This window comes from Veillonella sp. 3913, assembly GCF_003992235.1.
Classification (GTDB): Bacteria; Bacillota; Negativicutes; order Veillonellales; family Veillonellaceae; genus F0422.
In genome coordinates, this window is sequence record NZ_RQVF01000004.1 from 36088 (window position 1) to 51394 (window position 15307).

General features: G+C 37.2%; 13 protein-coding genes and 1 tRNA gene. 3 read left to right on the forward strand and 11 right to left on the reverse strand.

The annotated features are described in order from the left end of the window. Positions 1–10 precede the first annotated feature (10 nt). The 3 genes from ilvD to EO113_RS05880 form a co-directional block, all read right to left on the reverse strand. A complete protein-coding gene (gene ilvD, locus EO113_RS05870; RefSeq protein ID WP_127135790.1) occupies positions 11–1681 on the reverse strand; it encodes a dihydroxy-acid dehydratase in 1671 nt (556 codons plus the stop codon). 1065 nt (positions 1682–2746) lie between these two features. After that, complete coding sequence (locus EO113_RS05875; protein WP_127135791.1) at positions 2747–4081, reverse strand: NAD(P)-dependent oxidoreductase; 1335 nt, start codon at positions 4079–4081, stop codon at positions 2747–2749. Positions 4082–4413: 332 nt separating this feature from the next. After that, positions 4414–5217, reverse strand: coding sequence for a MetQ/NlpA family ABC transporter substrate-binding protein (locus tag EO113_RS05880; protein ID WP_127135792.1), 804 nt, complete (start codon positions 5215–5217; stop codon positions 4414–4416). A gap of 291 nt (positions 5218–5508) precedes the next feature. Between EO113_RS05880 and EO113_RS05885 the strand changes: the two genes are divergently transcribed. After that, positions 5509–6792, forward strand: coding sequence for a PepSY domain-containing protein (locus EO113_RS05885; RefSeq protein WP_240633670.1), 1284 nt, complete (start codon positions 5509–5511; stop codon positions 6790–6792). An 83-nt stretch (positions 6793–6875) separates the two neighbouring features. Here EO113_RS05885 and EO113_RS05890 read toward each other — a convergent pair. Together EO113_RS05890 and EO113_RS05895 are read right to left on the reverse strand one after the other, a co-directional pair. Then, a tRNA-Arg gene (locus EO113_RS05890) sits at positions 6876–6952 on the reverse strand. A 565-nt stretch (positions 6953–7517) separates the two neighbouring features. Beyond that, positions 7518–7832 carry a hypothetical protein gene (locus EO113_RS05895; protein WP_127061661.1) on the reverse strand — a complete coding sequence of 105 codons (315 nt, stop codon included), beginning with the start codon at positions 7830–7832 and terminating at the stop codon, positions 7518–7520. 218 nt (positions 7833–8050) lie between these two features. On the opposite strand from EO113_RS05895, the gene EO113_RS05900 reads away from it, so the two are divergent. Both EO113_RS05900 and EO113_RS05905 read left to right on the forward strand, forming a co-directional pair. Beyond that, positions 8051–8299: a type II toxin-antitoxin system Phd/YefM family antitoxin gene (locus tag EO113_RS05900; RefSeq protein WP_127011135.1), complete on the forward strand. Its 249-nt coding sequence runs from the start codon at positions 8051–8053 to the stop codon at positions 8297–8299. Then, a complete protein-coding gene (locus tag EO113_RS05905; RefSeq protein ID WP_127061657.1) occupies positions 8299–8559 on the forward strand; it encodes a Txe/YoeB family addiction module toxin in 261 nt (86 codons plus the stop codon). Before EO113_RS05900 ends, EO113_RS05905 begins: the two co-directional genes overlap by 1 nt. Before the next feature lie 81 nt (positions 8560–8640). On the opposite strand, the gene EO113_RS05910 is transcribed toward EO113_RS05905, so the two are convergent. From EO113_RS05910 to gyrB, 6 genes are all read right to left on the reverse strand, one after another. After that, entirely contained in the window at positions 8641–9990 is a 1350-nt protein-coding gene (locus EO113_RS05910) for a hemolysin family protein (RefSeq protein ID WP_127135794.1), read from the reverse strand. A 213-nt stretch (positions 9991–10203) separates the two neighbouring features. Further along, positions 10204–10521, reverse strand: a complete 318-nt coding sequence (locus EO113_RS05915) for a YbjQ family protein (protein WP_062402264.1) — start codon at positions 10519–10521, stop codon at positions 10204–10206. A gap of 83 nt (positions 10522–10604) precedes the next feature. Then, positions 10605–10934 (reverse strand): branched-chain amino acid transporter permease, encoded by a 330-nt coding sequence (locus EO113_RS05920; RefSeq protein ID WP_127135795.1) that lies wholly within the window; start codon positions 10932–10934, stop codon positions 10605–10607. Further along, positions 10931–11662: an AzlC family ABC transporter permease gene (locus EO113_RS05925; RefSeq protein WP_240633671.1), complete on the reverse strand. Its 732-nt coding sequence runs from the start codon at positions 11660–11662 to the stop codon at positions 10931–10933. Before EO113_RS05925 ends, EO113_RS05920 begins: the two co-directional genes overlap by 4 nt. Before the next feature lie 286 nt (positions 11663–11948). After that, positions 11949–13391: an amino acid permease gene (locus EO113_RS05930; protein ID WP_127135797.1), complete on the reverse strand. Its 1443-nt coding sequence runs from the start codon at positions 13389–13391 to the stop codon at positions 11949–11951. An 11-nt stretch (positions 13392–13402) separates the two neighbouring features. Beyond that, positions 13403–15304, reverse strand: coding sequence for a DNA topoisomerase (ATP-hydrolyzing) subunit B (gene gyrB, locus EO113_RS05935; RefSeq protein WP_127135798.1), 1902 nt, complete (start codon positions 15302–15304; stop codon positions 13403–13405). Positions 15305–15307: the final 3 nt, after the last annotated feature.

The following is a 15307-nucleotide window of genomic DNA, read 5'->3' on the forward strand; positions in this document are numbered from 1 at the left end:
ACATTCCCTCTTATGCTTCGTCTAGGATTTCGATGGCACCTTGTGCTGCAGAGGATACATGCATAGCATATTTTTTCAAGTACCCTGTGACATCTGATTTGTACGGTGCTAAATTTGCTTTTCTTCGTGCAATTTCTTCCTCTGAAAGTTTCACATTCAAGGAACGATTTGGAATGTCGATTTCGATGATATCTCCATCTTCTACGATGGCAATAGTGCCACCAGATGCTGCTTCTGGAGATACGTGACCAATGGATGCGCCACGAGTAGCACCAGAGAAACGACCATCTGTAATCAAGGCTACGTCTTTACCAAGACCCATACCTGTGATCGTCGCTGTTGGTGTCAACATTTCACGCATACCTGGACCACCTTTCGGACCTTCGTAGCGAATGATGACTACATCGCCTTTCACAATTTTGTGACCCATGATCGCTTCTACTGCTTCTTCTTCGCTGTTGAAAACTTTCGCTGGGCCAGAGTGAACCAGCATTTCTGGATCTACAGCACCTTCTTTGACCACGGAACCGTCCGGAGCTAAGTTACCTTTCAGTACAGCGATACCACCTGTGGTGTACACTGGGTCACTCCAAGGATGGATCACATCTTCGTCTAGGACTTTCACAGTTTTAGCAATCGTACCTTGATCCACCAGGCTCACAGATTTTGTATTTTCATGTAAATGTCCTTGTTCTTGCAAACGATGCATTACCGCATACACACCGCCTGCAGCATGTAAGTCTTCGATGAAATATTTACCAGATGGAGACAATTTAGCCAATTGTGGTGTCTCTCCTGCAATGCGATTGAAATCGTCCAAGGTTAAGGATACACCCGCTTCATGAGCAATGGCTGGTAAATGTAGCGCCGTATTAGAAGAGCCACCCAATGCCATATCTACAGCTACCGCATTTTCAAAAGCTTCTTTCGTCAATACATCTTTTGGACGTAAGCCTTCTTGCAAGACTTCCATTACTTGCATGCCCGCACGTTTTGCTAGACGCAAACGCTCGGAGTATACTGCTGGGATCGTACCATTACCAGGTAATGCCATACCCAATGCTTCTGTTAAGCAGTTCATCGTGTTCGCTGTATACATACCGGAGCAAGATCCGCAAGTTGGGCATGCTACGTTTTCAATATGTTCTAATTCTTCTTCGGAAATGAGGCCTGCTTCAAATTTACCTACTGCCTCAAATACATCGGATAAACCAATTTTTTTACCATTGTGCACGCCTGCTAGCATCGCACCACCAGAGACGAATACAGATGGTAAGTTCAAACGAGCCGCCGCAATCAACATACCTGGCACGACTTTATCACAGTTAGGAATAAATACCATCGCATCGAATGGTGTGGCCATGGCAGAGGCCTCGATGGAGTCAGCGATAATATTGCGTGTCACCAAGGAATATTTCATACCGATGTGGTTCATAGCCAATCCGTCACAAATACCGATAGTATTAAATTCCATAGGAATACCGCCAGCTTCGCGGATACCATCTTTTACAGATTGAACGAGATTTTTCAAATGTACATGACCTGGAATAATTTCATTGAAAGAATTGGCAATACCGATGATTGGTTTTCCAATTTCCTCGTTGATGAAACCTAATGCTTTTAATAATGAACGATGAGGAGCTCGTGTAGCTCCTTTTGCTACTCTATCACTGCGTACCATATAATGATCCTTTCTACTTATATAAACATGATTTATAACACTTGTTATAGTCGCATATTGTTGTCTATATACTATGTGCATAACACTGAAATAATTGAATGGGATTTCTATTGAATAGTTCTATGATTTTATATCCAACAGGTTCCCAATCCACATCTAGTATTCTGACATACTATATTAGACATAAAAAAGGGCGATCCCTAAGGAATCGCCTTTTCATATATATGTATGCACGTTAATCAAATAGACTACAACAACCTAGATTCCTTATGTTGTACACAAAGAAACCTAAGATGGTAGCTCTACCGAAGAAAAGGCGACCTCTATGGAATTGTTAGTTCTAATGACGTTCACTAAAATGAACAGGACGAGCACGAGAATTGCTAACAATGCCATGATAATCTCCTTTCTGTACGATATGCGTACGAATCTTAACTATAAGTGTAATACTATAAAAATAAAATAACTGTCTACTATTGTAACACCTTTGTCCACTGTGTGCAAGTACATATCTATATTTTTTTACTCTTTCAGATGTATTATTTTCCACAATTTGTTATACTATAAGTGTTACTTCCCCTATACTGGTAACAGAAAGGGGGTGAACCTAGTGTTAACATTAATTATTACACTTTTTATCTCGATTACGGCAAATGTCCTCGCTTACTACATTTGTAAATGGCTAGATCGAGTATATAAGAAGTAACTAGCCTAGCCTTGTCAGCTATATAGACAAATAAAAACACCCAGGTCTCGCCACCTGGGTGTTTTTTGTGAACCTAATGTTAACTATTTTCACACTTTTTTCGCTTGCCCACATTATATCATAATTACAAAAAAATTAAAACCCCACGGTTGGCAGACCGTGGGGTTTCTTTTGTTTGCAATTAGAAAATCCTCAAATTTATTCCAAATCCATTATATCACTTTCCTAGTATATTTTCTAGTATATAAGAAACACCCAAGTCTCGCCACCTGGGTGTTTTTTTTGGTGAGCTTTATGGAATCACCATTACTCTTTTTCGCTTGTCTTTATTATAGCATAGTTAAGTAAAGAATAAAACCCTATTCCCCTAAAAAGCGTTTTGCCTCACAGTAGTTTACGATACCTTCTACTACTTTTTTTGCTTCACGCATAGCCAATACCACGGTAGCTGGTTTATGCACTACGTCACCGCCTGCGAATACACCTTGACGGCTTGTCATACCATATGGCATATCTCGTGTCACCACATAGCCAGACTCATTCACTTCAATACCATTACCAGGCCCCACTAAGCGTGTGTTTGGTTTGTGACCGATGGCCACGATGATTTTATCCGCTGGTAATGTAAAGTCTTCGCCAGTGCTTTTCACAGATCCATCTTCTTGTAATTCTTGTCGTGTAAATGTCAACCCTTCCACGATATCTGAACCAGTTACTTCTTTTGGAGCGGCTAAGAATTCAAAATGAACGCCTTCTTCTTTTGCTTCTTCAAATTCAGATGGGTTTGCTGGCATTTGTTCTTCTCCACGGCGATACGTCACTGTTACACTTTCAGCACCAAGACGAACACAAGTACGAGCCGCATCCATCGCCACATTACCAGCACCGATGATGAGAACTTTATCACCTTTATATACAGGAATTAATGATTCTTCAGCTCTACCATTTTGTACTAATTGTACAGATGTCAATAATGCCATCGCCTGTAACATACCTGCTTTGTCATCACCTGGTAAAGAAATTTCCATTGGCACATGAGTACCGGTAGCAATAAAGATAGCATCAAAACCTTCTTCAAACAGAGCATCTAAGTTACGATCTGGACCGATAGTGACATTACATTCAAAAGTAACACCTAATGTTTCTAAACGCTTCACTTCACGACGCACAATTTCTTTACTTAAACGGAACTCAGGAATCCCAAACAATAGGATACCACCTGGCTCATCTTGGCGTTCAAATACTGTCACATCATAGCCTAATTTTGCCATATCTCCAGCCACTGTTAATCCAGCAGGGCCAGAACCAATAATAGCGATTTTACCTTGGTCTTTACGATTTGGTTTTACCTTACGAAGATTGTTATTGCTTTCAAAATCTGCAGCAAAGCGCTCCAATTTACCGATATTAATGGGTTTGTTCGCACGATTTAAAATACATGCCCCTTCACATTGTTTTTCACGAGCACACACACGGCCGCACACCGCTGGCAAGCTGCTACGCTCTGCAATAATATCGTTGGCTAATCCAAAATTACCATGTGCAATAGCTTGGATGAAACGAGGAATTTCATTTTCAATAGGACAACCTGTACGGCACAATGGCTTCGCACAGTTCAAACAACGCTTTGCCTCTGCAAAGGCCTCTTCCATCGTATAATCTTTATCAAATTCTAGTTCATGTCTTAACTCCATAAAGACCTCCTTGCACCACTCTGGTGACACACTTTTCCTTTATATACTCTATGTATAGGTTCTTATTGATTCCGATATCATATCTATAGTATACCATAGGCAACTATACTTCACTGTAACAATGGCTACACCCTTGCTATATCTATGACTATAAGTGCTCCTTTTCTTAGTGAAAGTACTAAAAGATATATTCTATAGTATATCATATGTGCGCACTGTGTGTAACTATGTATTTTTATATATTATGAAACGATACGCCTATCGTTTCACTATCCTTGCAACGATGCAAAAAAGAGGTCCACCTCATGGGTAGACCTCTATATTCATAGTGATTAGTTTGCAGATGTAATGGTTCCTTTGAAAGTTTCTGCAATGAATTGTTTAATGGCCTCAGACTGATAAATCTCTGTAATTTTTTTGTATGTTGCGTTGTCTTTATCTTGTTCACGTGTAGCCAAGATCATCACTGCTAATGGCTCATCTTTTGGTTCTAAGTACAATCCTTTTTCACCTACGTTGATACCTGCGCTTTGCACGTAGTTCATCGGAATCGTCGCTAATGTCACATCATCTAAGCTACGAGGTAATTGTGCTGCCTCTAGCTCTTGAATTTTTAGGTTCTTAGGATTTTCCACAATGTCTGCTACTGTAGCTTTAAAACCAACGCCTTCTTTCAATTTAATAAGACCTGCTCGTTGTAACAAGGCTAAGGCACGTCCACCATTCGTTGGATCATTTGGAATTGCTACTGTGTCGCCGTCTTTCACATCGATAGGAGATTTTACAGAATTACTGTAGATACCCATTGGCATTAAAATGGTTTTGCCGATTGGCACTAGTTTAGAATTATTTTGCTTGTTAAAGTTTTCCAAGAACGGCACATGTTGATATGCGTTCAATTGGATATCTCCGTCTGCCAAGGCTTTATCTGGTGTGATATAGTCAGAAAATTCTACTACTTTCAACTGGATGCCTTGCTTTTGTGCTTCCTTCGCTACCGCCTCAGCCACTTGTGCATGAGGACCTGCCGTAGCGCCAATTTTAATTTCTTGCGTTGTTGTCGATGTACTACAGCCCGCAATACCTAACGCCAATATACCCACTAATAGGGGTGTGAATAGTGATTTTAATTTCATAATTCTATCCTTTCATAACTACAAATATTACTAATAAAAATTATATTTCAATTCTGAGTATACAGAATATCATAAGAATCTTCTCTTGCCCAATATAAATTTTATTACACTATTAATAGGTAAAAACTATAAATTATATACATTAAAACTTTTTTTCATAGTCACAAATAATTGAATTTCTAAAATATTTAAGTTATTATAATCATGTTTTTATATGAAAGGAGTAACTATATGTCAACTTTTTACAAATGGCATAAGAGAATATCTATCTTTTCTATTATATTTTTTCTTATGTTTTGCATTACCGGTTTATTATTATTATTTAGAAATGAATTAAATGCTTGGTCTTTAGGACAACCCTCTCATAGTACATCTACTATGACAATGAGTCCATACTCATCCTCTATATTTGATGCAGCAGATGCAGGTGCTGCATTAGTAAAACAACAATATCCATCCAAAGATATTTTAAATATTTCTCCAACCATGAATAGATCTAACCTATTACGCTATAGAATTATTGATTCATCAGCCACATCTGCCCCACCTGCACGAATGGGTATGGGAGGAGACTATACCTTATATAACCCAAATTCTAATACACTTGTTGAATCTCATCGTGTCACCCCTGCGCATCCATGGGTACGAAGTGCACTACACACAATTCATGAATTACATACTCGATTAGCCTTAGGAAAATTTGGTATTTATCTTGTAACTATTCTATCTATGATATGCTTCTTATCCATCCTTAGTGGTATCTTTTTATACGGCCCTTTCAGTTCCGCCTATAAACGAAGTAGACAAACATCAAATCGATTACAAATCAGCGCTCTGCATCGTGAATTTTCTATGATTGCTTCTGTTTGGGGAATTGTATTATCTCTAACTGGTGTATGGATTGGTGGTTTTTTTATTGCTAATGATTATTACACAAAAAATGTAGCCTCTATAGCAACACAAGAATTAGCTAATCATACATCCGAAATTTTATCTCCTTCTGAAGCAATTCAACGAATCCTATCAACCTATCCTAATCGTCAACTTATTTCTATGGATTATCCTTCAAGATTTAATAATTATCACTATGCCTTTTATTTAGGTAGCCAAAATGATGACGATCCTGCCATGTTTTTAGGTCAGCCTGTATATGCCAATTTATATAGTGATTCAACTCTCGATCAATATGCAACAAAAGAAATTCCTTGGTATTTCACCGGAATGAAAACTATGATAAACTTACATATTCATAATCATAATTCCATGGTATTAAAAATATTATGGGCCATATGGGATACTATTATCATCATTGGTATGTTATTAGGTATTATCCTAACGATTATGAAACGATATCATATCCCTATGAAAACTACATCTATAAAATCTACCTTATCTCCTACTCATATTTGGAGAATTCCTGCTATATCTAGTGTATTCATCGCTTGTGGTCTTATCATTCCAATGTGGCCTAATTCTATGACAGAAACAATTGGTGCTATTTGCTTATTGATTCCTTTAGTACTATTTATATACTCTTTATATCAACACTATACTCGAATACGAGAAACTCTATAATATATTCATGGTAGTCTTTCTTATAAACCCATGAAAAAACCGATGTCACAGATATATCTTTCTATGACATCGGTTTTTATCTATGGTGCGCCCAGAGGGAATTGAACCCCCGACCTGCAGTTTAGGAAACTGTCGCTCTATCCTACTGAGCTATGAACGCAAGTATACATCTATTATAGTCTAACTGTACTATACCTAGCAATATGAAATCTAAAATAAGATTCGATCTGTATCCTATGTGCATATCCACAATACAGAACATTTTTTCTAACCTTTTAAGATTCAATAAAGCCTTATTTTACAAGGGTTATTCACTTTTTGTGTATAAGATGTGTATAACTATAGAGTTATTAACATCAAATACACAAGGTATTAACAATCTACTCACAACCTATACTCATAGTTATACACTTAGTTATCCACAGTTTAGTGGATAACTGTTCTATATGTACGATAAAAGTATCTTTTTTGTTCTATTTTTACACTATATCCACTAGTATTGTCTATCTACCCATGACATAGATGTACTATTACTTACATATACGATAATACAAAGCTATATCTCATCATCTACTACATACACAATAAGCCTATAGAACATAGCTAACCTGTTCTATAGGCTTTATCATATACATGGTATATATCAGATTTTCTCTTACCAGGATACTTTCAGTATGCACCGCATCGTATCTTGCAAGTACTGACTATCCACCATATGCTCTCACTTATTCAGCAAAGTGTAATTGACCATCTACTTCTACTGGAATCCCCCAGTCAACTTGCACGCCATTTTTGTTCCACATGCGAGTTAAGGCTAATTTTAAGTTATCGTAGGAGTCCAATGGTTGCACTGTCAACTCATCATATGTATTTAATCCTGTGGCATGCATTACTGTTTGTTCTGCTTGCAAATAGGATTCTACTTTCTCTTTCCAAGTTACATCCTCTAATACCACTTGGCATTCTTTTGTTTCTTTGTTATACGCAATATGACCACGCTCATTATCTCCATAATGAATTGCTAAATATACCCATTCCATGGTGTACCCTCTTTCATGACTAACATAAGTTATAATGTATACTATACTCATACTTTGATGTATTCTGTTCCTATTATATCGTATCTTTCCAAGTAGTGGCAATATAGATACTTCTAATTCTATTGCAGTTTACTCCAAATGATTACAATACTTTCAATATCCATACCATTGCTTTTTATTTTTACGTACATTATAATGTACATAAAGAGGTGATACACATGGCAATTATTAATATTACAAATTTTAGAAAAAATATTTTTGAGTATTTAACACAGACTATTAAATACAATGAACCACTCAGCATCAGCACTAAAGATGGTAATGCCGTCCTATTAAGCGAAGATGATTATTTATCCTTGTTAGAAACTTTATATTTAACATCCAAACCTAGTATGAAAGAAATTTTACTAGAAGGAAAAAACACTCCATTATCCGAATGTATTTCAGAAGAAGAGGTTATTTGGTAATGTATACGTTAACTTATACAAAATCTGCTATAAAAGATATACCTAAGTTAAAATCTGCAAAACTTGATACAAAAGCAAAGGCATTACTAGAGATTATTAAAGTAAATCCTTACCAAACACCGCCAAGGTATGAAAAATTGGTGGGCGATTTAGAAGGTCTATATTCACGTCGCATTAATATCCAACATCGACTTGTGTATGAGATTTTTGAGGAAGAAAAAGTTGTTAAAATAATTAGTTTATGGACACATTATGAATAGAATAAAACGGAGGAAAGTTGTACTATATCATCAACTTTCCTCTGTTTTATTTATATTCATTGTTTGTATTCAATAATTATACTAGTCTGAACTACTCTCCAACCCTACTTTTCGTGTCACCATTACTTTATCCACCCGCGTGTTATCCATATCCATGACCTCAAATTGCAATGGCCCATAGTGACAGCGATTAGCTTCTTTAGGAATACGACCGATTAAGTAGGTCACGAATCCCCCTAATGTTTTATACAGATCCTCTTCTTCACCTGGTAATAATTCATCCACTTCAAAGTATTCTTTCAGTTCTTCAATGCTGATAAGACCATCCACAAGATACGTACCATCTTCTCGTTGGACGATGCGATTTTCTTCTTCTTTCTTTTCCTCTTCCCCAGATGGCATCAATCCCACGATTTCTTCCATAATATCGTGGAATGTAATCATCCCACTCATACCACCATATTCGTCTAGCACAATGGCTTCATGAGTACCTTCTTCTCTGAAAGTAGATAATACTTTCATCAAGGACAAAGATTCCGGTACCAGCACGGGTTTACGCATACAATAGGCTAAAATATCTTTCATCGGACGATGTCTTTCTTTCATCTGTTGTGCCAACACATCTACAGAAGAGACTAAGCCTTTCAACTCATCTAAGGAATCATCACCTACTGGAATGCGATGTTCATTGCATTCCATAATAGTTTCCAGAATTTCCTCATCACTAGCGTTGATATCGATCCACGTTAACTGCGTACGAGGTGTCATAATATCGCTGGCATCGAGGTCAGCTAAGCGGAAAATATTTTCTACCAACACTGGCTCTTCTTCTTCATAAGCACCTAGTTCCACACCTTGTACGAGCATTTTATTAATTTCCGATTCCGTTACCGGTGCTTCTTCCTTGTGTTTAACGCCTAATACTTTCAGTAGCATCGTCGTAGACATACTGAGAAGTGCCACAAATGGTTTTGTGATGGTGGCAAAGTATTTCATAGGAATTGCCATCATGATGGCAATGGATTCTGGAGAATTGTATGCCAACCGTTTCGGTACTAATTCCCCTATGACTAAGGATAAATAGGTTGTTAAAGATACGATAAAAATAGGGCTCACTGTATCGGCATAATCAGCTAACCACAAGATATGTTCTTTGATATAGGTCGCCATAGGATCGGAAAAAATAGCCCCTGAATACAAACCAGTGACGATACTAATTAAAGTAATACCAATTTGTATAGTGGAAAACATTTCATTCGGATCTTCTGCGAGCTTAATGGCCATGCGAGCTCCACGATTACCGGCTTCTGCCTTTTCTTCTAATAATCCTTTACGAGCATTAATAATGGCTAATTCCGTCATGGAAAATAAACCATTTAAAATTATGAGTATGACTACAATTAAAATTTCTATACCTATGTCACTGCCCACTGATTCTATCTCTCCTTATCGATTCCTATCTATAAAACTTTACTATATGTATCTAACTAATCATCTACTAACTTTAAATAGTTATGTATTCTAGTACAATGCTTACTGTCTATTTTTACTAAATTATATTTCAATACTTAAAAATATATTGAAATACTTCTGCATTCTTATATAATACTTGTTTGCTATTTGTAAAAGTAACTCTAATAGATACTAAATAACAACTGCTGTTCCTGTGCATGTTACCATGAGCATACCATTCGTTTCACCTAATGTTTCATAACTCACAGATACACCTACGATCGCATTAGCTCCCATATCTTTCGCACGTTTACTCATTTCTTTTAAAGATGCCTCACGAGCGCTAGATAAAGATGATTCATAACTATTGCTACGACCCCCTACAACATCTCGAATAGAAGAGAAAAAGTCTTTCACAAAGTTACGACCTTCTACAACTTCTCCAAAGACGATTCCTTTATATTCTTTAATTGGTTGTCCTTCAATTTGCATCGTTGTTGTAATAATCATAGGTGTCTCCTTTATTCTCATATTGATATGATTTAAACCTTATTATTCGTATTATATCATATTTAGAATACTTCCAGATAACACTATATAAATACTTGTTGAACCAGTACCATATACAGAATTGTTCCACCCCCAATGGATAGGAACATATTTCCTTTCCATAGGTGTAGTAATACTGTCACAGCTACTGCGATTATGTCCGGCATACCATGATATACGCCAGATAAATCTACATGTCGTAAGGAAAATACTACTAACAAACTCATCGTTGCCGACGGCAATACTTTCCCTAAATACTGCACATAAGCAGGTGTTTTCGTTTTCGAATTAAATATGACAAATGGTAAAAACCGTGTTGCCATAGTGCCTAGCACAACAATGGCAATGGTTATGATTTGTTCCGTGAAAGTCATTGCTCTCCCTCCATTGTTCTACGTAACAGACTTAATATGACTACGATTCCAATCATAGCAGGAATCATAAAGTGTTCACTGCCAAAGACAATCAAGGCAACGCCAGGAATCACTAATCCTATGCCAGAGCTAATCAAATTTCGTTGCATTTTATATTGTTCCAAAGCCAATACAATAAAGAGTGCAGTTAGTACAAATTCTAATCCTTTCGCATTAAAAGATAATACAGATGCAAAAAGATTACCTATGACAGAACCCACAACCCAATATAACTGATTCAATAGAGTTACAAAAAAATAACACCATTTCTTGGAAATTTCAGCAGGAATTTGTGATGTATAGTTAATGGAAAAACTTTCATCCGTCATTCCAAATATGAGATATGGTGTTAGCCATCCCATATGTCTATATATAGTTAACATAGAAATTCCATAAAATATATGACGCCCATTGACCATGAGTGTAATTAAAAAAGCACCTACTGGATCGAAAGGAGATAGTAACATAGCTACTGTTACAAATTCCATAGATCCTGCATAAATGAGAGCACTCAATGCCAATGTATAGCCCCAGGAAAATCCCATAGAATTCATATAAATGCCATAGGATAGTCCTAAAAATAAAAATCCCAATAATAACGGTGTTGTTTTAAGAAAACCATATCGAAAGGCAGATATTATTGTATTTTTTGTTGGTTTAGGTTCCATATATACTATCCTTTCTTTCATCGTGTATCATTAGTATTACTAGATTATCAAATTTTATAAAATACTGACAATTATTTTATATAAATGATTAAATACATATATATTCAAAATATGTACATGGATACAAATAACTTAGTGCCACTTTTACTATACTATCAAATTCTAGAATACTTATATATTTATATAATATATAATAGGTTAATAAAAGATTATTTTTTAACCTATTTCCTGTAGTATCCTATTTTAATTATAAAATTAATGAACAGAAAAACAGCCCATGGGAACTTCTTCCCATAGGCTGTTTCTATTAGTCCTCAAAATCGCGAGATAAATCCACTTCTTTTAGAGGAACTACTTTTGTTTTATGTTTTGCTTTATACCATAAGTATACAGCGAAGAATACTGGAAGACCAATATAAGCAACGGATACTCCGTACCAGTCAATACTTTCACCCATGAAGGCTGTATAGTTTTGACCAGCAATAATGATCAAGCACAATACTAAAGCAAACAATGGACCAAATGGGAACCAAGATGCTTTGTAAGGCAATTTGGATACATCATAACCTTGTGCCACATAAGCGCGTCGGAAACGATAATGTGCAATCGCAATCCCCACCCATGTGATGAATCCACTCATACCACTGATATTAATCAACCAAGTATAGGCTTGACCTTCCCCAATTAAAGATGTTAAGAAAGCAAACAAACCAAAGGCTGCTGTTGCTAACAATGCCGGAATTGGCACACCACGTCGGTTAATAGAGCTAAATAATTTTGGTGCATCTCCTGATTTAGATAATGCGTATAACATACGTGTAGAGGAGAATAAACCAGAGTTACCAGCCGATAATACAGCGATCAACAAAATAGCATTGATGAAATGTGCCGCCCAGTCAAATCCAAAACGGTCAAATACCAATGTAAATGGACTGATGGACACATTTTCTACAGAACTGTTCAATAAATTTGGATCATTGTAAGGGATTAAGAAACCGATGACTGTGAAAGAACCAATATAGAACAGTAAAATACGCCAGAAAATAGAGTTAATGGCTTTAGGAATATTTTTTTCTGGATCCTCAGACTCACCAGCAGCAGTACCGATTAATTCTACCCCTTGGAAAGAGAAACCAGCAATCATAAAGATAGCTAAGATAGAGGAGAATCCCCCTACAAATGGAGCCTCTTCGATAGTCCAGTTATGGAATCCTGGAGATTCAGTACCAACCCCAAGAATCAATAAAGATCCTAATAATAAGAATACAATAACAGTAATAACCTTGATGCTAGAGAATAGATATTCACTTTCACCAAAAGAACGAGCTGATAAATAATTCAACACAAACAGAATCAATAAGAACAAAGCAGACCAAACAATAGCTGGCACATCAGGGAACCAGTATTTCATGATGAATGCACTGGCTACCAATTCCGCTGCTAATGTAATAGCCCAGTTAAACCAAAAGTTCCAACCTAAGGCAAAGCCCAAAGCTTTATCTACATAGCGAGAGGCATGAGTACCAAAAGAACCAGATACTGGCAAATACGTAGTCATTTCCCCTAAACTAGTCATCAAGAAATATACCATGATACCGATGAAGCTATAAGCAATTAACGCGCCACCAGGACCTGCTGTACTCACTACTTCACCACCGGCTACGAATAAACCTGTACCAATAGCACCGCCTAAGGCAATCATATTCATGTGGCGGGATTTCAAACTTCTTTTTAATTTGTTATTTTCCATGAGACTTCTCCTTATAAGTCAAGATTTCGTACATATTCTGCATTATCTTCGATAAATTTTCGACGAGGCTCTACCTTATCCCCCATCAAAACGCTAAATATCTTGTCTGCTACAATACTGTCTTCCATGCTGACTTGTAGGATGGTTCTATGTTCAGGGTTCATAGTTGTATCCCATAATTGTTCTGCATTCATTTCACCAAGACCTTTATATCGTTGGATCGTAATACCTTCACGGCCAATTTCATCCAATCTATCTGAAAGTTCTTGGTCACTGTAGGCATACCATTGTTTTTGACCTTTTTTAATTTGGTACAACGGTGGTTGTGCAATAAATACATGACCTTCTTCAATCAATGGTCGCATATAGCGATAGAAGAATGTCAATAATAAAGTACGAATGTGTGCGCCGTCCACGTCCGCATCTGTCATAATGATGATTTTATTGTAACGGCTCTTCGTAATATCAAAGTCTTGTCCGATACCTGTACCAAAAGCAGTAATCATAGAACGAATTTCTGCATTGGCTAATATTTTATCGAGACGAGCTTTTTCTACATTTAGAATTTTACCGCGCAATGGTAAAATTGCTTGGTAACGGCGATCACGACCTTGTTTTGCGGTACCACCCGCAGAATCACCTTCGACAAGGTAAATCTCTGTCATAGTTGTATCTTTTTCAGAACAATCTGCTAATTTACCAGGTAAGGAGCTCACTTCTAACGCATTTTTACGGCGTGTCAATTCACGAGCTTTACGGGCTGCTTCACGAGCACGACTCGCATTGGTTGCTTTTTCGATAATTTTCTTCGCTTCTGCTGGATGCTCCTCTAAGAAGACACGCAATCCATCAGACACGATAGTATCTGTAATCCCTTTGACTTCGCTATTGCCTAGTTTACCTTTTGTTTGGCCTTCAAATTGTGGTTCCAATACTTTTACACTTACCACAGCTGTCAAGCCTTCACGCACATCTTCCCCAGTCAAGTTGCTTTCATTTTCTTTCAAAATGCCAGCCTTGCGACCATAGTCGTTTAAGGTACGTGTTAAAGCTGTACGGAAACCGCTCAAGTGCGTACCACCATCAATGGTGTTGATATTATTAACGAAGGACAAAATCGTTTCGCTATAACTATCGTTATATTGTAATGCCACGTCTACTACCACATCGTCACGAGTATTATCGATGGAAATAACACTTGGTGTAATAGCTTCTTTCGCTTCATTTAAATATTCAATGAATTGTACTAAGCCACCTTCATAATGGAAACTTTCACTGCGACCTTCTCCACGTTTATCAGACAAAGTAATACGTAAACCTTTATTCAAGAACGCCAACTCTTGTAAACGAGTTTTTAATACATCAAACTCAAAGATGGTGGTTTCAAAAATTTGTGCATCTGGTTTAAATCGTACTGTCGTACCTGTGCGATCCGTCGTACCGATTTGTTTCAAATCAGATGTTTTGTTACCACGTTCAAAGGAAATTTCTTGAATTTTTCCATGTTGGTATACATCGACGATAGTCCACTCACTTAAAGCATTTACTACGGAAATACCTACCCCATGAAGACCACCGGACACTTTGTATCCACCACCGCCAAATTTACCACCTGCGTGAAGTTTGGATAATACTAGTTCTACCGCAGGCATACCTGTTTCATGCATCCCTGTCGGAATCCCACGACCATCGTCAATAACTTCAATACTATTATCTTCACAAATGGTCACTTCAATATGCGTTGCATACCCCGCTAGGGCCTCATCCACACTATTATCTACAACTTCATACACCAAGTGATGTAATCCACGGGCAGATGTGCTACCAATATACATACCAGGTCGCATACGAACGGCTTCTAAGCCTTCGAGGACCTGTATATTACCGGCATCATAATTTGTTTGTTCTGCCATCTG